The sequence below is a fragment of the Thauera terpenica 58Eu genome, assembly GCF_000443165.1.
GTDB classification, from domain to species: Bacteria; Pseudomonadota; Gammaproteobacteria; order Burkholderiales; family Rhodocyclaceae; genus Thauera; species Thauera terpenica.
In genome coordinates this window covers 101051-119633 of sequence record NZ_ATJV01000103.1, presented here as the reverse complement: position 1 = coordinate 119633, position 18583 = coordinate 101051, and the positions used below count along the sequence as shown (strand labels likewise).

The 18583-nt window shown below is 64.5% G+C and carries 14 protein-coding genes; 6 read left to right on the top strand and 8 right to left on the bottom strand.

Features of this window, described 5'->3' with window-relative positions:
- Positions 1 to 6 precede the first annotated feature (6 nt).
- From M622_RS37600 to M622_RS37585, 4 genes are all read left to right on the top strand, one after another.
- Positions 7 to 1023, top strand: a complete 1017-nt coding sequence (locus M622_RS37600) for an AraC family transcriptional regulator (protein WP_040831350.1) — start codon at positions 7 to 9, stop codon at positions 1021 to 1023.
- Positions 1024 to 1119: 96 nt separating this feature from the next.
- The gene (locus M622_RS37595) at positions 1120 to 3183 is read left to right on the top strand and encodes a PAS-domain containing protein (protein WP_021250891.1); all 2064 of its coding nucleotides are present in this window, start codon (positions 1120 to 1122) and stop codon (positions 3181 to 3183) included.
- A complete protein-coding gene (locus M622_RS37590) occupies positions 3180 to 3908 on the top strand; it encodes a response regulator transcription factor (RefSeq protein ID WP_052028755.1) in 729 nt (242 codons plus the stop codon). Before M622_RS37595 ends, M622_RS37590 begins: the two co-directional genes overlap by 4 nt.
- Positions 3909 to 4022: 114 nt before the next feature.
- The gene (locus tag M622_RS37585; RefSeq protein WP_021250889.1) at positions 4023 to 4502 is read left to right on the top strand and encodes a VOC family protein; all 480 of its coding nucleotides are present in this window, start codon (positions 4023 to 4025) and stop codon (positions 4500 to 4502) included.
- Positions 4503 to 4582: 80 nt separating this feature from the next.
- Here the strand turns inward: M622_RS37585 and M622_RS37580 are convergent, their stop codons facing one another.
- Positions 4583 to 5986: a KamA family radical SAM protein gene (locus tag M622_RS37580; RefSeq protein WP_021250888.1), complete on the bottom strand. Its 1404-nt coding sequence runs from the start codon at positions 5984 to 5986 to the stop codon at positions 4583 to 4585.
- Positions 5987 to 6412: 426 nt separating this feature from the next.
- Between M622_RS37580 and M622_RS37575 the strand changes: the two genes are divergently transcribed.
- Entirely contained in the window at positions 6413 to 6649 is a 237-nt protein-coding gene (locus M622_RS37575) for a hexameric tyrosine-coordinated heme protein (RefSeq protein ID WP_021250887.1), read from the top strand.
- Positions 6650 to 6797: 148 nt separating this feature from the next.
- Here the strand turns inward: M622_RS37575 and accC are convergent, their stop codons facing one another.
- The 4 genes from accC to scpA form a co-directional block, all read right to left on the bottom strand.
- Positions 6798 to 8783, bottom strand: a complete 1986-nt coding sequence (gene accC / locus M622_RS37570) for an acetyl-CoA carboxylase biotin carboxylase subunit (protein WP_021250886.1) — start codon at positions 8781 to 8783, stop codon at positions 6798 to 6800.
- Positions 8784 to 8805: 22 nt separating this feature from the next.
- Positions 8806 to 10338 carry an acyl-CoA carboxylase subunit beta gene (locus M622_RS37565; RefSeq protein WP_021250885.1) on the bottom strand — a complete coding sequence of 511 codons (1533 nt, stop codon included), beginning with the start codon at positions 10336 to 10338 and terminating at the stop codon, positions 8806 to 8808.
- 64 nt (positions 10339 to 10402) lie between these two features.
- Positions 10403 to 11395: a methylmalonyl Co-A mutase-associated GTPase MeaB gene (gene meaB / locus M622_RS37560; RefSeq protein ID WP_021250884.1), complete on the bottom strand. Its 993-nt coding sequence runs from the start codon at positions 11393 to 11395 to the stop codon at positions 10403 to 10405.
- Positions 11396 to 11591: 196 nt separating this feature from the next.
- Positions 11592 to 13754 (bottom strand): methylmalonyl-CoA mutase, encoded by a 2163-nt coding sequence (gene scpA / locus M622_RS37555; RefSeq protein WP_031347525.1) that lies wholly within the window; start codon positions 13752 to 13754, stop codon positions 11592 to 11594.
- 374 nt (positions 13755 to 14128) lie between these two features.
- On the opposite strand from scpA, the gene M622_RS37550 reads away from it, so the two are divergent.
- The gene (locus M622_RS37550; RefSeq protein ID WP_021250881.1) at positions 14129 to 14800 is read left to right on the top strand and encodes a GntR family transcriptional regulator; all 672 of its coding nucleotides are present in this window, start codon (positions 14129 to 14131) and stop codon (positions 14798 to 14800) included.
- A 13-nt stretch (positions 14801 to 14813) separates the two neighbouring features.
- On the opposite strand, the gene paeA is transcribed toward M622_RS37550, so the two are convergent.
- The 3 genes from paeA to M622_RS37535 form a co-directional block, all read right to left on the bottom strand.
- Entirely contained in the window at positions 14814 to 16112 is a 1299-nt protein-coding gene (gene paeA, locus M622_RS37545) for a polyamine export protein PaeA (protein ID WP_084520811.1), read from the bottom strand.
- A 78-nt stretch (positions 16113 to 16190) separates the two neighbouring features.
- Positions 16191 to 17591, bottom strand: a complete 1401-nt coding sequence (gene fumC, locus M622_RS37540) for a class II fumarate hydratase (protein WP_021250879.1) — start codon at positions 17589 to 17591, stop codon at positions 16191 to 16193.
- A gap of 78 nt (positions 17592 to 17669) precedes the next feature.
- The gene (locus tag M622_RS37535; protein WP_021250878.1) at positions 17670 to 18569 is read right to left on the bottom strand and encodes a LysR family transcriptional regulator; all 900 of its coding nucleotides are present in this window, start codon (positions 18567 to 18569) and stop codon (positions 17670 to 17672) included.
- Between the last annotated feature and the right edge of the window lie 14 nt (positions 18570 to 18583).

The following is an 18583-nucleotide window of genomic DNA, read 5'->3' as shown; positions in this document are numbered from 1 at the left end:
GATGGGATGCTCTCCGGGCTGTATCGTCTGCAGCATGACCCGAGGCCACTGCTCGCTGCCAGCGGCATCAGCCTTGCAGAGTCCGCCAGCCGCATTCCGGTGAAACGCTACGCGGTGCTCTACAACCGCATCATCGCCGAGCTCGGTGACGAGGCTTTCGGCCTCTTCCCGCAGCCCATGCCCCTGGGCAGCTTCGAGTTCCTGTGTCGCGGCATGCTCGGTGCGCACACCCTGGACGAGGCGCTCGCTCGCGCCAGCCGCTTTCTGCGCATCGTGCTGCCCGACCTGGCGCTGTCGGTGCGGCGCAATGGCAACCGCGCCGAGCTCGAGATCGCCGAAACCTCAGCCCGCTTCGGCGACCCTGCGGATCCGGCACGGGTGTTCGCCTTCGAATGGTTGCTGCGGCTGATACACGGTGTTGCGTGCTGGTTCGTCGGCCGCGGCATCGCCCTCGACAGCGTGCGCTTCCCTTATCCGCGCCCGGCCCACGCGGACGACTACGCCCTGGTGTACACCGAGCACTCGAGCTTCGAGGGCGACACCTTGCTCGCGCGCTTTCGCGACAACCTGCTCGAACTGCCGATCCGACGCGACGACGCCGCCCTTGGACGTTTCCTTGAGGACGCCCCCGGCCGCATCTCTATGCTCTACCGCCGCGACCGCGAGATGGTGCTGCGCGTACGCGATCTGCTGCGTGCCGCCCTGCCCACCAATCTGTCCATCGACGACGTCGCCCGCCACATCCACCTGTCCACCCGCACGCTGCACCGGCGCCTGGAAGAAGAAGGCTCGAGCTTTCGCCGCATCAAGGAGGCCACCCGGCGCGACATCGCCTACGCGCGCCTGACCAAGACCGCCCAGCCCATCGCCGAGCTTGCCGCCGACCTCGGTTATGCTGACACCTCCACCTTCTATCGCGCCTTTGTCGCCTGGTCAGGCATGTCACCGGAGCAGTTCCGCGCCCAGCTCGCGGCACGCCATGACGGATCAGGGACGAGAGCCGCGCCGATGGATGGGCGGTAGCTCCGCGCCGAACCGTGACTTGGCTCAGACCGGGGGCACGCCATCCGTGCAAGGATCCACCGGTGACAGCCACCAACAACGGGAGACTCCCGCCCCATGGCAAAGGTAGCCGACAGCAACCCCTACCAACCCGCACTCTCGCCCGAGCAGCGCCGGCGTGATGACCTGCTGATGGCCGGGCTGGACCTGCTCGATCAGGCCATTGCGGTGTTTGACGCCACCCCCAAGCTGGTGACCTGGAACAAGGCGATGCTGCGCCTGCTCGACTTTCCCGAGTCCCTGGTCAAGGTGGGCACGCCCTTCGAGGCCTTCGTGCGCTTCAATGCCGAACGCGGCGAGTACGGCGCAGGCGACGTGGAGAAACTGATCGCCGCGCGCATGGCTTCCGCACGCTCCTTTCAGCCCCACTACGTCGAGCGCATGCGACCCAATGGCCGCATGCTGGCGGTGCGCGGCGTGCCGATTCCGAACCTGGGTTTCGTCTCGCTGTGGACCGACATCACCGAGCAACGCCGCGCCGAAGCGATGATCCAGGAGCACAACGCGCAGCTCGAAGCACGCGTGCGCGAGCGCACCGCCGAACTCGAGCAGGCCAACCGCGAGATCGACCAGATCGCCGGCGCGCTCAGACTCTCCGAAGGACGCCTGCGCCTCATCCTCGACGCCATCCCGGCGATGATCGCCCACGTCGATGCCGGCCGCCGTTACCGCTTCGCCAATCGCGCCTACGCGCAGTGGTTCGGCCTGAGCAAGGAGAGCATCGTCGGGCGCTCCATCCTTGAGGTCTTCGGCGACGAAGCCTATGCCATGGTCTCGCCCCATCTGAGCGAAGCCGAGCAGGGCGAGCGCGTCAGCTATGAATATGCGCGCAAGAACGCCGATGGACATACGGTCCATGCACGCAGCGTGGTGGTGCCCGACGTCTCGCTCGAGGGCGGTTTTCGCGGCTATTTCGTGATGTCGATCGACATCACCGAGCAGAAGGCAAGTCAGGCGGCCCTGGTACAGGCGCAGAAAATGGAGGCCGTCGGCCAGCTCACCGGCGGCCTCGCCCACGACTTCAACAACCTGCTCACCATCATCATCGGCAACCTGTCGGCGCTGCAGGACAGGCTGGGAGAAGACAGCGCCCACGCCCAGTACGTCGAGCCTTCGCTCCATGCCGCACGGCGCGGCGCCGAACTCATTCGCCGACTGCTCAGCTTTTCGCGCCATCAGAGCCTGGAGCCGCGTGCCATTGAAGTGTGTGAACTGGTGCGCAACATGAGCCAGCTCCTGATGCGCACGCTGGGCGAGACCATCGACGTGCGCCTGCGCCTGCCCGAGGGCGCGCTCTACGCCATGGCCGACCCGCATCAGCTCGAAAATGCCATCCTGAATCTCGCCCTCAACGCCCGCGACGCCATGCCTGCGGGCGGCACGCTGACCATCACCCTGCGTGCGCGCAGCCTCGCACCTGCACTCGCACGCCTGGGTGAGGTGGCCGCGGGCGACTACGTACAGATCGACGTCAGCGACACCGGTCAGGGTATCGAAGCCGCCGTGCTCGCCCGCGTGTTCGAACCCTTCTTCACCACCAAGCCTTTCGGCGACGGCAGCGGCCTGGGCTTGTCCATGGTGTACGGCTTCGTGCGTCAATCGGGTGGCAACATCCGCCTCCTCAGCACGCCGGGCAAAGGCACCAGCGTGCGCTTCGTGCTGCCGGCGGCACAGCCTGCAAGCGCCGTCCCCATGATCGCTGAACAAACACCCGGCCATTGCCCGCAGATCAAGGGGCCAGTACTACTGGTGGAGGACGAACCCGAAGTACGCAAGGTGATCCGCATGCAGCTCACCACCCTGGGCTGCGCCGTGCTTGAAGCTGCCGACGGGGTGGAGGCGCTGGCGCTGCTCGAGAACATCGACGATATTGCCGTGCTGCTCACTGACACCGTGATGCCCGGCGGCCTCAATGGCCATGAACTCGCGCAGCGCGCGCGCCTGCTTCGTCCCAGCCTGCCGATCTTGCTGCTCACCGGCTACACGCGTGCGGCAGTGGAAGCCGACGCCACCCTTGCCGCCATCCCCGTTCTACGCAAACCCTTCGATCCACCCGCGCTTGTCGCCGCACTGCGCGCCTTGTTGCCGCAGGACGCCAACACGGAGGCCTCCACCCCATGAGGATGACCGCCCCTCATCCGCAAACACCGGTGATCTTCGTCCTCGAGGACGAACCCGACATTGCCCGCCTGATCTGCGCCAGCCTCACCGAATACGGTTTTCGCTGCGAACACCTGCGCACCGGCCGCGAATTTCTCGCCCGTGCGCACAGCGCAAGCCCTGACCTGTGCATCGTCGACCTGGGCCTGCCCGACATGGACGGCATGCAGGTGGTGCGCGAGTTGCAGGACGGCACGCCGTGCGCGGTACTGATCCTGACCGGGCGCAACGAGCTCACCGACCGCGTGCTCGGGCTGGAGCTGGGCGCCGACGATTACATCGTGAAGCCTTTCGAGCCGCGCGAACTCGTCGCTCGCGTGCGCTCCATCCTGCGCCGCTATCAGCGCGCCGCCATCCCCGAAGCGGTGAGCGAGCGCAGCAGCGCGCGCTTCGCGGGCTGGGTTTTCGACAGCAGCCGCCACGCCCTCACCGCCCCGGATGGGCGCGAATTGAGCCTGTCAGCAGCCGAAGCCGGCCTGCTCGCCACCTTGTTGCGCCGCCCGAACAAGATCCTGTCGCGCGAACAGCTCCTCGGCGAGCGCGATGTCGACCCCTTCGACCGCAGCATAGACGTGCGCATCTCGCGCCTGCGCCGCAAGCTCGACGACGATCCACAGAACCCGCGCCTGATCAAGACCGTGTACGGTGCCGGCTACCTGTTCTCCAGCCAGGTCGAGTGGGTTTGAGCGCTCGCCGCGACTCAAGGCCTACGACCCAAGGCATGCGGGCACGCATGCGGGGTCGGCTCGTTATAATCACGGGTTATTGACCCCTATCGCCACCCAACAGGAACACTGACCATGTCCCAGCGCCCCTTCAAGATCCTCGGCATTCAGCAGATCGCCATCGGCGGCCCGAGCAAGGAAAGACTCAAGACCCTGTGGGTCGACATGCTGGGCCTCGAAGTCACCGGCAATTTCGTCTCCGAACGCGAGAACGTCGACGAGGACATCTGCGCGCTCGGCAGCGGCCCGTTCAAGGTTGAAGTTGACCTGATGCAGCCGCTCGACCCCGAGAAGAAGCCGGCGGTGCACACCACTCCGCTCAACCACGTCGGCCTGTGGGTGGACGATCTGCCCCAGGCCGTGCAATGGCTCAGCGCCAATGGCGTGCGCTTTGCGCCCGGCGGCATCCGGCGCGGCGCAGCGGGTTTCGACATCACCTTCCTGCACCCCAAGGGCAATGAGGAATTCCCCATCGGTGGCGAAGGCGTGCTGGTGGAACTGGTACAGGCGCCGCCCGAGGTGGTCGAGGCTTTCGCTAGACTCGCCGCCAGCTGACCCCCTGAAGCCAGGGGCAGGCCTGCTGCGGCGTGCCCCTGGCTTTTCAACTTCGCCGACCGACAAGGTCGGCGCCGCGCTCAGTCCGCGAGCGCGAGCTTGTCGTCGCGAAGCGTTTCGTACTCATCCTCCCAGAACCACTTCTGCTCGCCGAAGGCCGGCTTCAGGTGATGGAGCCAGGTGGCCTGTTCGTCATATTTGGCAAAGAACGGGCGCTGCACCCAGTCCGGGTTGCGCCCCTGGATGAAACGCAGCACGAAGACCTTCTCGCCCGCGATCTCGGCCACACCCTGGATTTCGACCTTGCCCGGGCTGGCGCTCATGCTCGGGCCACGCGCGGTGCGCGCCAGGCCAGACACCTGCTGCATCGCTTCGCGGTAGATCTCCCAGGCGCGCGCCAGCGGCACTTCGAAATAGGCGCGCGCGCCCGTGTCACGCTCGGCGAACATGTAGTAGGGCACGATGCCAAGCTTGACCTGCAGCTTCCACATCTTTGCCCACACTGCAGGGTCGTCGTTGATATGCGCCAGCAGCGGGCCCTGGGCACGGATCACCGCGCCGGTGCTACGCACGCGGCGGATCGCAGCCTGTGCAGCCTCGGTGTCCAGCTCCTTCCAGTGGTTGTAGTGCGCCATCAGCGCCACATGCTTGCCCGCCTCGACGAGCTGGGTGAGCAACTGCATCAGATCATCGGCGTCCTCTGCACCCAGAAAGCGGTGCGGCCAGAAGGTCAATGCCTTGGAGCCGATGCGGATCGTCTGAACGTGGTCAAACTCGGGCTGCAGCAAGGGCTCGAGGTAATCACGCAGGTGGCGCGTCTTCATCACCATGGGGTCGCCACCGGTGAACAACACATCGGTGACATCGGTGTTGCGGCGCAGATGCTCGTGCAGCGCGCCAGCTTCTGAGGATGCGATGCGCAGCTCCTTGTCACCCACGAACTGCGCCCAGCGGAAACAGAAGGTGCAGTAGCTGTGACAGGTCTGCCCCTGGCTGGGGAAGAACAGCACCGTTTCACGGTACTTGTGCTGGATGCCGTCCAGGCGCGCGCCGTCCTCGTCACGCGGCATGTTCATTTCCATCTGGTCGGCCGGGTGCGGATTGAGTTCCATGCGCACTTCGCTGACGGCCTGTTCCAGCTCGACCTTGTCGGCACCCTCACGCAACAGAGTGGCGATGCGCTCGAAGTGCTCGGGCGCCAGCATGCCACGCTGCGGGAAGGTGAGCTGAAAGATGGGATCGGCGGGGATGTTGCTCCAGTCGATGAGCTCGTCGATGACGTACTGATTGACCCGGAAGGGCAACACCGAGGCCACCACCTTCATCTCGAAGCGCTGTTCGGCGGGCAGATTCTCGAGTTGGGGGATACGTTCGAGGTCACGCTGGGTGTAGACCTTGAACGGCACGGGATCGAAAACCGCCTGCGCAGCGTTCTCGATCCTCCACAGCGGCTTGAGTGCTTTCGCTTTCACTTGAGCATTCATGGTTCGTCTCCTTATGGTCTGGCTTGGCGTATTGCGGCAAGGCCGGGAAGGCGGCGCCCACAGCTCGGTGACCGGATGCACATGGATCGGGTCGGACGGTTGTCAGCCAAGCGGGAAAATCATCCGGCGGCGCAGGGATGCGCCGGGCCCGGACTGCAATGCACCCGTTTCCGGGGCCTTGGTAGAGGTGGGCGCATGGTATTTCACAAACTGAATTTGTGCAAATATGAGTACTCGCCGGGTAATTTGGTTCCGAAGGCACTCCACGGCCATGCCCTGCCGAACCCTGGCTTGAGCGCAGCTGCAACTCATGAGCGGATCCAGCAACAGCCCCAGGACGGGAATCCAGGAGCGGCATGCGGTATCCTGCCCGAGTCTCAACAGCGCCGCTTTTCCCGCATTCAGTCACACCTCAAGGAGAACCCCATGTCCGACCTCTGGCTCAGCACCCTGAAAACAGCCACCCCTCAAGAAGGCTATGAGCTCGCCATCAAGCTTTCTCGAATGGGTATCAAATACACCCAGCCATCCGATGAAGTCCGCCAGAAACTGAGGGATGACTATGCCAACAACGCCGACAGCCTGACGGCGGTGTCACAGGTCGTCGCAACCAACTTCCAGACCGTTGCCGCGGCAAACAATTACTGGAACGAGCGCACTTGAGAACGTGGAGCCCAAGCCTGGCTCCGTCTTGAAGCAGCAGCCCTGAAAAAAAACGGGCCTGCTTGCGCAGACCCGTCGATTCGACAGACACCCGGGCATCACGCCCGGGCTTCTCTTGCCATCGAATGAAAGTGTTGATCGGATCCGATCACTCGAACTCGATGATCACCTCGTCGACTGCCAGGCTGGCGCCAGGCGTGGCGACAATTGACTTCACCTTGCCATCCTGCTCGGCCCTGAGCAGGTTCTCCATCTTCATCGCCTCGATCACGGCGAGCTTCTCGCCCGCCTTCACTTCCTGACCCTCGGTCACCGCAATCTCGCGCAGCAGACCCGGCATCGGCGAGAGCAGGAACTTCGACATGTCGGGCGGCAGCTTCTCGGGCATCAAGGACAACAGATAGGCCGCCCGTACCGTCATCACGATGGGCTCGACCTGCAGGCCGAAGTGCGAAATACGGTAGCGCAGGCCACGACGCTCGATCTGCAGATTTATCGGCGCACCGTTGACCGTGCCGGTAAACAAGAGCTCGCCGAAAACCCAGTTCGACACGATGTTGTAGGTCTTGCCCTCGTGGGTGACGGCAAGACCACCCTCGATCGGCTGGCTGGTCAGCGCGTAGTGCTTGTTGCCCATGACCACCACCCACTCGCTGGACACCTTGCGGCCGTGCCCGGCGAGCTGACCTTCGATCTGCACCGCACGCTCGATGTAGCGCATGCGGGCAAAGGTCGCCACCGCGGCGAGCAGCGCCGGGTCTTCGTAGGGCACCATCGAGACGTCGAAACCGTCCGGGTACTCCTCGGCAATGAAGCCGGTGTTGAAGTTGCCCGAGCAGAAGCGCGGATGCTGCAGCAGCGCCGCCTGGAAGGGGATGTTCGAGCTGATGCCGCGGATGACGAAGGCGTTGAGCGCATCGCGCATGCGGCGGATGGCGTCCTGCCGATCCGTGCCGTGCACGATCAGCTTGGCGATCATCGAGTCGTAGAACATCGAGATCTCGCCACCTTCGTGCACGCCAGTGTCGACGCGCACGCCATCGCCTTCGGCCGGCGGCTGGAACTTGACCAGGCGACCGGTGGAGGGCAAAAAGCCACGGAAGGGGTCTTCGGCGTTGATGCGGCACTCCATCGACCAACCGTCGAGCTTGATGTCTTCCTGCTTGAACGACAGTTTCTCGCCCGCAGCGACGCGAATCATCTGCTCGACGAGATCGATGCCGGTGATGTTCTCGGTCACCGGATGCTCCACCTGCAGGCGGGTGTTCATCTCGAGGAAGTAAAAGCTCTTGTCGGCACCCACGACAAACTCGACGGTACCGGCCGACTCGTAGTTCACCGCCTTCGCCAGAGCCACGGCCTGCTCGCCCATGGCCTTGCGTGTGGCGGGGTCGATGAAGGGGCTGGGCGCCTCTTCGATCACTTTCTGGTGCCGACGCTGGATCGAGCATTCGCGCTCGTGCAGGTACACGGTGTTGCCATGCGCGTCGCCCAGGACCTGGATCTCGATGTGGCGGGGCTCGACGACGAACTTCTCGATGAACACGCGATCATCGCCAAAGCTGTTGCGCGCCTCGTTCACGCAGGCGGCGAAACCCTCATGCGCCTCCTTGTCGTCATACGCCACGCGCAGACCCTTGCCACCACCACCGGCCGAAGCCTTGATCATCACCGGGTAGCCGATCTTCCTGGCGATTTCCACCGCCTCGTCAGGGCCGGAGATGGCTTCGTTGTGGCCAGGGATGGTATTGACGCCCGCATCCATCGCCAGCTTCTTCGACTCGATCTTGTCGCCCATCTTGCCGACCGAGTAGTGCTTGGGGCCGATGAAGACAATGCCTTCCTCTTCCAGCCGGCGCGAGAACTCCGCGTTCTCGGACAGGAAGCCGTAACCCGGGTGCACCGCTTCAGCGCCGGTCTGCTTGCAGGCGGCGATGATCTTGTCCATCACCAGGTAGGACTCTTTCGAGGCCGCCGGGCCGATGCACACGCCTTCGTCGGCGAGTTCCACATGCAGCGAGCCCTTGTCCGCCTCCGAATACACGGCAACGGTGGCGATGCCCATCTTGCGGGCGGTCTTGATGACGCGGCAGGCGATTTCCCCGCGGTTTGCAATCAGTATTTTCTTGAACATTTGATTTTTCCTCGTGCGCGGATCAGAGCGGGATGTTGCCGTGCTTGCGCCACGGGTTTTCCAGTTCCTTGTCCTTGAGCATGGCCAGCGAGCGGCACACGCGCTTGCGCGTCTCGTGCGGCATGATCACGTCGTCGATGAAGCCGCGTGCGCCGGCGACGAAGGGGTTCGCGAAGCGCTCCTTGTATTCGGCCTCACGCTCGGCGATCTTGGCCGGGTCGTTCTTCTCCTCACGGAAGATGATCTCCACGGCACCCTTAGGCCCCATCACCGCGATTTCGGCGCTCGGCCAGGCGAAGTTCACGTCGCCACGCAGGTGCTTGGATGACATCACGTCGTAGGCACCGCCGTAAGCTTTGCGCGTGATGAGGGTGACCTTGGGCACCGTGCATTCGGCGTAGGCATAGAGCAGCTTGGCGCCGTGGGTGATGATGCCGCCGTACTCCTGTGAGGTCCCGGGCATGAAGCCAGGCACGTCCACGAGGGTGACCACCGGGATGTTGAACGCATCGCAGAAACGCACGAAACGTGCAGCCTTGATCGCGCTCTTGATGTCGAGGCAACCGGCCAGCACCAGCGGCTGGTTGGCGACGATGCCCACCGGCGAGCCTTCCATGCGCGCGAAGCCGATGAGGATGTTCCTGGCGTAGTCCGGCTGCAGCTCGAAGAAATCGCCGTCATCGACCATCTTGATGATCAGCTCCTTCATGTCATAGGGCTGATTGGGGTTGCTCGGCACCAGGGTGTCGAGCGAATAGTCGATGCGATCGGCAAGGTCGATGGCCGGCACCGCCGGCGGTTTCTCGCGATTGCTGGAGGGGATGAAGCCCACGAGGCGACGCGTCATCATCAAGGCCTCGACGTCGTTCTCGAAGGCCAGATCCGCCACACCGGACTTGGTGGTGTGAGTCACCGCGCCACCAAGCTCCTCGGCGGTCACTTCCTCGTGGGTCACGGTCTTGACCACTTCCGGGCCGGTCACGAACATGTACGACGAGTCCTTCACCATGAAGATGAAGTCCGTCATCGACGGGCTGTACACCGCGCCACCGGCGCACGGACCCATGATCAGCGAGATCTGCGGCACCACGCCCGAGGCCAGGACGTTGCGCTGGAACACGTCGGCATAGCCGCCGAGCGAATCCACCCCCTCCTGGATGCGCGCGCCGCCCGAGTCATTGAGGCCGATCACCGGCGCACCGACCTTCATCGCATGGTCCATGACCTTGCAGATCTTTTCGGCGTGAGTCTCGGACAACGAGCCGCCGAACACGGTGAAGTCCTGCGAGAACACGAACACCAGACGGCCATTGACCGTGCCATAACCGGTGACCACGCCGTCACCCGGCGTGTGATCGGCGTTCATGCCGAAATCGTTGCAGCGGTGCTCCTTGAACATGTCCCACTCTTCGAAGCTGCCATCGTCAAGCAGCAACTGGAGGCGCTCGCGCGCAGTGAGCTTGCCCTTGGCATGCTGGGCGTCGATGCGCGTCTGGCCACCGCCGAGGCGGGCCTTCTCGCGCTTCTCCTCCAGCTGACGGATGATGTCGGTCATTGATGATCTCCTGTGAGGTCCTGGGAATGATTTGCCCGCAAGATACGCGGGCGCTTGATGTACTTCAAAGATGGCCGAGCAGGCGCAGCGCAGCGATCGAAGGCGTGGTGCTGCCTTCCTCCACCGCGCGCGCCAGCGCCGGTAGTTCCTGTTTGACTTGCGGGTGATTGCGGAAACGGCTGCGCAGCTCGGAGTCGATCAGCTCCCACATCCAGGCCATGGCCTGATGGCGGCGCTTGGCCGCGAGCTCACCCGAGTCAGTCAGCGTGCGCCGATAGTCCATCACCGCGTTCCAGAAATCGGCAATGCCCTGCTTTTTCAAGGCGGACAGCGTCAGCACCGGCACTGCCCAGTTGGGGCTGGCCGGACGCAACATGTGCAACGCGGTCTTGATCTGCGACTTGGCGCGCATCGCCGCCACGGGGTCGATATCGGCCTTGTTGATCACGATCAGGTCGGCGATCTCCATGATGCCTTTCTTGATCGCCTGCAGATCGTCACCCGCATTGGGCAATTGCAGCAGGCAGAAGATGTCGGTCATGCCGGCAACCGCGGTCTCGCTCTGGCCCACACCCACGGTCTCGATGATGATGACGTCGAAGCCGGCGGCCTCGCACACCAGCATGGATTCGCGCGTCTTCTCCGCCACCCCGCCCAGGCTGCACGCCGAAGGGCTGGGGCGGATGAAGGCGGCTGGGTTCTGACTGAGCAACTCCATGCGCGTCTTGTCGCCGAGGATGGAGCCGCCGGTGACCGAGGACGAAGGATCCACCGCCAGCACCGCAACGCGCAGCCCCTGCTCGATCAGATACAGCCCCAGCCCCTCGATGAAGGTCGACTTGCCCACGCCCGGCACACCCGAGATGCCTACCCGCATCGCGCCACCGGTATGCGGCAGCAAGGCCTCAAGCACCTTATGCGCGCGCCCCCTGTGGTCCTCACGCAGTGATTCGATCAGCGTGATGGTCTTGGCGAGCGGGCGGAGCTGGCGCGCGAGCACCCCGTCGACCAGAGCCTGGTCGGCGGGGGCGAGGGAGGAGGAGGACGGAGCAAGCATGTTCGATCGTGTAGGCGCGCGTCGTTGCGTGTTGGTGAGGCGGTTTTTGTGGGCGGGGCTGTTGTGGGAGCGGCGCGAGCCGCGAGCCTTTAAGGCAGTGATCCAAATAAATCCTGAACCCGAATCCAAAAACTCGCGGCTTGCGCCGCTCCTACAGGGCCGTCCACGCGCGGTCCGGCGCGGGACGTACTGGCCCTCACACCTTGCGTGCGGCGCGGATCTGCTTGAGCACCTCGCGCGCCGCGCTCGGGATCGGCGTGCCCGGGCCGAAGATGCCCTTCGCGCCCGCGGCATACAGCTCGTCATAGTCCTGCGCCGGGATCACGCCACCGACGAAGGTGATGATGTCGTCGGCGCCGAGGCGCTTGAGCTCGTTGATCACTGCTGGCACCAGGGTCTTGTGGCCGGCGGCGAGGCTGGAGCAGCCCACCGCATGGACGTCGTTCTCGACCGCGTGCCGGGCCGCCTCTTCCGGGGTCTGGAAGAGCGGACCGATGTCGATGTCGAAGCCGAGGTCGGCAAAGGCCGAAGCCACCACCTTGGAGCCGCGGTCGTGGCCATCCTGGCCAAGCTTGGCGATCATCACACGCGGGCGACGACCCTCTTCCGCGATGAAGGCCTCGATGTCGGCCTTGAGGGCCTTCCAGTCTTCCTGTTCTTCCACGACAGCTCCATAGACGCCGGACACGGCTTGCGGGTTGGCACGATAGCGCCCGAAGGTCTTCTCCAGGGCATCGGAGACCTCGCCCACGGTGGCGCGCGCACGCATCGCTTTCACCGCCAGGTCGAGCAGATTGCCTCCGCCCCCTTCGGCACACTGGGTCAGCGCATCGAGCGCGGCCTGCACGGCGGCGGCATCGCGCGTGGCACGAATGTTCTTGAGGCGGGCGATCTGCGACTCGCGCACGGCGTGGTTGTCGATGTCGAGAATCTCGATCGGGTCCTGCTTGTCGAGCTTGTACTTATTGACGCCAACGATCACGTCCTTGCCCGAGTCGATGCGTGCCTGCTTGTCGGCGGCGCACTCCTCGACCTTCATCTTCGCCCAGCCGGACTCGACCGCCTTGGTCATGCCGCCCATGGACTCGATCTCCTCGATCAGTTCCCAGGCCTTGTCGGCCATGTCCTGGGTGAGCTTCTCCATCATGTAGGAGCCCGCCCAGGGATCGACGACATTGCAGATGTGGGTCTCTTCCTGAATGATGATCTGGGTGTTGCGCGCGATCCGCGACGAGAACTCGGTCGGCAGCGCAATCGCCTCGTCGAGCGCGTTGGTGTGCAGCGACTGCGTGCCGCCGAACACCGCCGCCATGGCCTCGATGGTGGTGCGCACGACGTTGTTGTACGGATCCTGCTCGGTGAGCGACCAGCCCGAGGTCTGCGAGTGCGTGCGCAGCATCATCGACTTCTGACTCTTGGGCTCGAACTGCTTCATGATCCGCCACCACAGCAGACGCGCAGCGCGCATCTTGGCGATCTCGAGGTAGAAGTTCATGCCCACCGCCCAGAAGAAGGACAGGCGGCCGGCGAAGGTGTCGACGTCCATGCCGGACGCGATGCCGGTGCGCACGTACTCCAGGCCGTCGGCGAGCGTGAACGCCAGCTCGATGGCCTGGTTCGCTCCCGCTTCCTGGATGTGGTAGCCGGAGATCGAGATGCTGTTGAACTTCGGCATGTGCTGCGCGGTGTAGCCGAAGATGTCGGCGATGATCTTCATCGACGGCGTGGGCGGATAGATGTAGGTGTTGCGCACCATGAATTCTTTCAGGATGTCGTTCTGGATCGTGCCCGTGAGCTTGTCCTGGCTGACCCCCTGCTCCTCGGCGGCGACGATGTAGCCGGCGAGGATGGGCAGCACGGCACCGTTCATCGTCATCGACACCGACACCTTGTCGAGCGGGATGCTGTCGAACAGGATCTTCATGTCCTCGACCGAATCGATCGCCACGCCGGCCTTGCCGACGTCGCCGGTCACGCGCGGATGGTCGGAGTCGTAGCCACGGTGGGTGGCGAGATCGAAGGCCACCGACACGCCCTGGCCACCGGCCGCGAGCGCCTTGCGGTAGAAGGCATTGGAGGCCTCGGCAGTGGAGAAGCCGGCGTACTGGCGGATGGTCCACGGCTTGACCGCGTACATCGTCGGCTGCGGGCCGCGCAGATAAGGCTCGAAGCCCGGCAGGGTGTCGGCGTGCTTGAGTTCAGCCGTGTCCGCCTTTGTATACAAAGGCTTGACCGTCAACCCCTCGGGCGTGATCCAGTTGAGCTTGTCGACATCACCACCCGGAGAGTGCTTGGCGGCAGCTTTGGTCCAGGCCTCGAGGCTGGGCTGGGGATAGATCGGCTCGTTCGCGTTCGACATGGAAACCTCTCGGATACAGGTGCCGCACATGCGGCAAATCAGTGTTGGACCTAAGCGTCTTGCTTGATACTGCGCGCCCTGCGCGCACTTCGCTCGAGAACGGCGACGAGGCCGCGGCCGGCGGGGGCCGTCGCGCTGCATGCCCCTCTCCACGCGCCGGATGATAGCCCGGCACCCTCAAACACGCAGCACGAAGGATGTTGACTTGTAGCAAGGACGAAATAATACTTTATCCATAATTATGAACGCAATCTTGCCTTGCTGCACGAGCTTGGCCTTGCATCGGCGCCGCACACGGCGCTGCTCATGCCGATTCACAACACACTCCGCATGCCCGCGCTCGCCAACCGCGTTGCACATCACTCGGCCCAAGCATGAACGCTACCCGCATTGCTCCCCTCGCGCTCTACCAGGAAGTTGCCGAACGTCTGCGCGAGCGGATATTTGCACACGAACTCACGCCCGGAACCTGGGTGGACGAACAGGCGCTGGCCGAACAGTACGGCATCTCGCGCACACCCTTGCGCGAGGCGCTGAAGGTGCTCGCCTCCGAAGGGCTGGTCATCCTCAAGCCGCGCCGGGGGTGCTATGTGACCGAGATCTCCGAACGCGATCTCGACGAGGTGTTCTCCATCATGGCGCTGCTCGAAGGCGAATGCGTGCGCATCATGGTCGAGCGCGCGAGCGACGCCCAGCTCGATGAGCTGAAGGCCATCCACGCCGAGCTCGAGCGCGCCGCAGCGGCCAGGGACATCAAGGGCTTCTTCGAGGCCAACCAGGCCTTTCACCGCAGCATTCAGGAGTTCGCCGACAACCGCTGGCTGCTGCAGGTGATCGAAGACCTGCGCAAGGTCATCAAACTCTCACGCCACCACTCCCTGTACTCGGAAGGCCGCCTCGAGCAGGCCCTGGCCGAGCACCGCGCCCTCCTCGATGCACTCATCGCGCGCGACGCCAGCGCGGCCGAAGCCCTCATGCGCGCCCACATCCGCCGCGGCCGCGAGGCGGTGGCACGCATCGCCGCCGCCAGGACGAAGACCACCTGAGCCTGCGCCACGCTCACTGCGCAGGCGCGGCCTCGAGCTCCCGGGTCACCAGCACCTGATCGATGCGGTAGTTGTCGATGTCGACGACCTCGAATTTGTAGCCTGCATACACCACGAAGTCGGTCCGCCTGGGCACCTTGCGCAGGCGATACATCAGAAAGCCGGCGACGGTTTCGTAATTCTGAAAGCCTTCAAAGACCTCGATATCGAGCGCTTGCATGACGTCCTCGATCGGTGTCACGCCGTCGATCAGCCATGAGTTGTCGTCGCGGCGCACGATCAGCTCTTCCTGGAAGGGGCTGACCAGATCCCCCATGACCGTGCTCATCACGTCCTGCAATGACAGCAGGCCGACCACCAGGGCGTATTCGTTGAGGACGAGGGCGAAGTCCTCCTTGGCATCGCGAAAGCGTTCGAGCGCCTCAAACAGGGTCAGCGTATCGGGCAGCATCAGAATCTTGCGCACGATGGGCTCGGTACGCAGCGACAGATCCAGCCCCTGCACGATGCGCGGCAGGATGTCCTTCGAGTCCACATAGCCGATCACGCTGTCTATGGCGTCCTCACACACCGGAAACTTGCCGTGCGGATGCGCAGCAATCTTGCGCCGAATGCTCTCTTCCGACTCCCCCAGGGTGAGGAAGACAATGCTCTCACGTGAGGTCATGGCCGAGGGCACGATGCGTGAATCGAGCTCGAAGACATTGCTGATCAGGTATTGCTCCTGACGCAACAAGGCCCCGGCCTGCGCACCGGCATCGGCCATGGCCACGATGTCGGCAGCGGTGATGCTCTCGGTGCGCACGCTGGGCACCTTCAACCAGCGAAACAGGGCATCGGCGAGACCATTGAAGAACCACACCATGGGCCCGATCAGCCACATGCACATCTGCATCGGTCGCACCACGGCCACCGCGATGCGCTCGGGTTGCACCATGGCAAGGCGCTTGGGCATCAGGTCGGCAAAGAGCACGAACAAGGAGGTCACAAAAACGAAGGAGAAGGCAAAGCTGAAGGTGCCCAGCAGGGGGCCGTCATAGAACGGCCGCAAACCATCGGCGACGTGCGGCGACAAGGCCTGCTCGCCGAGGATGCCACCCAGAATGGCGACGGCGTTGAGGCCGATCTGCACCACGGTAAAGAAGCTGCCCGGATTGTCCTGCAGCGCGAGCACGCGCTGGGCGTTGTGATGACCGCCTTCGGCCATCAGCCGCAGCTTGATCTTGCGTGACGCGGCGAGCGATATCTCGGAAACGGAAAAGAACGCGCTGACCACGATCAGCAGCGCGATAAGAAAAAGATTGTTCAACAGGCTCACGAACGCTCCGGCCCGGTCACTGCCGGCCGAATGCGGCGCGGGCGCTGGCCGCAGTTTATCATCCGCACCAAATCACCGTCGCGGCCCGGTCATCGCCGCCGGCACCACCCAGCGGTCGTAATCCTGCGCGCTGACATCACCACTTGCCAGCGCCGCCTCGCGCAGACTGAGTCCTTCGTGAAGCGCGCGTTTGGCAATCGCGGCCGCGCGATCGTAACCAATATGAGGATTGAGCGCGGTCACCAGCATCAGGTTGGCCGCGAGGTGGCGCTCGATGCCGGCGAGGTCGGGCTCGATGCCGCGCGCGCAGTGGTGCTCGAAGGACAGGCAGGCATCGGTCAGGAGTGCGATGCTCTCAAGCACGTTGTGCGCCATTACCGGCTTGTAGACGTTGAGCTGGAAGTTTCCCTGAGTGCCGGCGAAGGCGACACTGGCGTCGTTGCCGAACACCTGCACGCAGACCATGGTGAGCGCCTCGCACTGGGTCGGGTTCACCTTGCCCGGCATGATCGATGAGCCAGGCTCGTTTTCGGGGATGCGCAGCTCACCGATGCCGCAACGCGGCCCGCTCGCCAGCCAGCGCACATCGTTGGCCATCTTCATCAGGCCGCCGGCCAGGGTGCGCAGCGCCGCCGAGGTCTGCACCAGCGCGTCGTGCGCTGCGAGCGCGAAGAAGCGATTGGTCGCGCTGAAAAATGGATAACCACTGAGCTCTGCCAGCCGCTGCGCACATTGATCGCCGAAGGCCGGGTGGGCATTGAGCCCGGTCCCCACCGCCGTGCCGCCGATCGCGAGCGCATACAGCCCGGCCCGGCTCGCCCTCACCGCCTCCAGACCAAAGTCGATCTGGCTGACCCAGGCGCCGATCTCCTGGCCCAGGGTGAGCGGGGTGGCGTCCTGCAGATGGGTGCGCCCGGTCTTGACCACCGCAGCAAAGGCTTCAGCGCGCTCGGCGAGCGTGTCGCGCAAGCGCTCCACCGCGGGCAAGAGGCGTTCACTGAGCTCGAGCACCACCGCCACGTACATTGCGGTGGGGAAAGTGTCATTGGAGGACTGCCCGCGGTTGACGTGGTCGTTCGGGTGCACCGGCTGCTTGCTGCCAAGCTCGCCACCCGCCAGCTCGATGGCACGGTTGGCAATCACCTCGTTGGCGTTCATGTTGGACTGCGTACCCGATCCGGTCTGAAACACGAGCAGCGGAAAATGCGCATCCAGCCGCCCGTCGATCACCTCATCAGCAGCGCGCACGATGAGCTCGGCCACGGCCGGCGGCAGTTCGCCCAGCTCGGCATTCGTCAGCGCCGCGGCCTTCTTCAGCAGGCCCAGCGCACGGATCATCGGCCGCTGCCAGCGAAAGCGCTCGACCCCGATGGCGAAATGTTCGATCGAGCGTTGAGTCTGCGCCCCCCAGTAGCGATCAGCCTGCACCTCGATGCGACCCATCGAATCGGTTTCCGTACGTGTGGCATTCATGGTGTGCTCCTGTTGCTCAGACTCAGCTTGGACGCCGACACAAGAGATTAGATCCATTGGCGGGGCAAGCGCAGGGGTCTACAGGCGGTCGCCCAGAGCAAGCAGGAAATCGACGAACAGCCGCACGCGCAGAGCAGGATGGCGTGCCTGCGGGTAGACGATGGACAGCGGCGGGCCGACGGTCGCGTACTCGGCGAGCAAGGGCCGCAGGCGCCCGCCATCGAGCGCATCGCGCACCAGGTAGCGCGGGGCCTGGACGATACCGCAGCCTTGTTCAGCAAGCGGCACCAGGAGCGCCGCCTGGTCAGTGATGAAGCATCCCTCGGGGCGCACCTTCACCGCCTCGCCGTCGCGCATGAAGTGCCAGGCGCGCGGCGCCCCGGTGGTGGCCGCAAAGTAGGCGAGGCAGTTGTGACCGGCGAGGTCGGCGGGACTCGCCGGCGTACCGTGGCGCTCGAGATAGGCGGGCGCCGCACAGGTGACGAAGCGGTGCGGCGGCATCGCACGCGCCACCAGGCGTGAGTCGGGCACCTCGCCCAGCCGCATCGCGAGATCGAGCCGCTCCTCGCCGAGGTCGGCGTAGCGGTCGGTGAGCATCAACTCCACCTTGACCCCCGGGTGGCGCGCGAGCCAGCCCGCCAGCGCAGGGCCGACGACAAACTGGCCGAACGAGATCGGCACACACGCACGCAAGGTGCCGCGCGCCTCCCGGCCACCACCGGCAAGGCCGGCGCGGGCATCCTCCGCAGCATGGACGAGGTGGCGGCACTGGCGGAAGAAATCCTCGCCGTCTCCGGTGAGGACAACCTCGCGCCGGCCGCGGTTGAACAGCCGGACGCCCAACTCGGCCTCCAGGCGCGACACCGCCTTGCTGATTGCCGACGGCGTGACTCCGAGCAGGCGGGCGGCGGCGGTGAAACTGCGCGCCTCGGCAGCACGGACAAAGGCGGCAAGGCCGGGAAAGGGGTCTGCGCTCATCTTTGATGAATTCC

What these genes read in the sequence shown, in the direction of transcription:
- M622_RS37580 (WP_021250888.1), bottom strand. Translation starts at nt 5,986, where the DNA reads ATGAATGCTCAAGTGAAAGCGAAAGCACTCAAGCCGCTGTGGAGGATC.
- M622_RS37585 (WP_021250889.1), top strand. Translation starts at nt 4,023, where the DNA reads ATGTCCCAGCGCCCCTTCAAGATCCTCGGCATTCAGCAGATCGCCATC.
- M622_RS37590 (WP_052028755.1), top strand. Translation starts at nt 3,180, where the DNA reads ATGAGGATGACCGCCCCTCATCCGCAAACACCGGTGATCTTCGTCCTC.
- M622_RS37595 (WP_021250891.1), top strand. Translation starts at nt 1,120, where the DNA reads ATGGCAAAGGTAGCCGACAGCAACCCCTACCAACCCGCACTCTCGCCC.
- M622_RS37600 (WP_040831350.1), top strand. Translation starts at nt 7, where the DNA reads ATGCTCTCCGGGCTGTATCGTCTGCAGCATGACCCGAGGCCACTGCTC.
- M622_RS37565 (WP_021250885.1), bottom strand. Translation starts at nt 10,338, where the DNA reads ATGACCGACATCATCCGTCAGCTGGAGGAGAAGCGCGAGAAGGCCCGC.
- accC (WP_021250886.1), bottom strand. Translation starts at nt 8,783, where the DNA reads ATGTTCAAGAAAATACTGATTGCAAACCGCGGGGAAATCGCCTGCCGC.
- M622_RS37550 (WP_021250881.1), top strand. Translation starts at nt 14,129, where the DNA reads ATGAACGCTACCCGCATTGCTCCCCTCGCGCTCTACCAGGAAGTTGCC.
- M622_RS37535 (WP_021250878.1), bottom strand. Translation starts at nt 18,569, where the DNA reads ATGAGCGCAGACCCCTTTCCCGGCCTTGCCGCCTTTGTCCGTGCTGCC.
- meaB (WP_021250884.1), bottom strand. Translation starts at nt 11,395, where the DNA reads ATGCTTGCTCCGTCCTCCTCCTCCCTCGCCCCCGCCGACCAGGCTCTG.
- M622_RS37575 (WP_021250887.1), top strand. Translation starts at nt 6,413, where the DNA reads ATGTCCGACCTCTGGCTCAGCACCCTGAAAACAGCCACCCCTCAAGAA.
- fumC (WP_021250879.1), bottom strand. Translation starts at nt 17,591, where the DNA reads ATGAATGCCACACGTACGGAAACCGATTCGATGGGTCGCATCGAGGTG.
- scpA (WP_031347525.1), bottom strand. Translation starts at nt 13,754, where the DNA reads ATGTCGAACGCGAACGAGCCGATCTATCCCCAGCCCAGCCTCGAGGCC.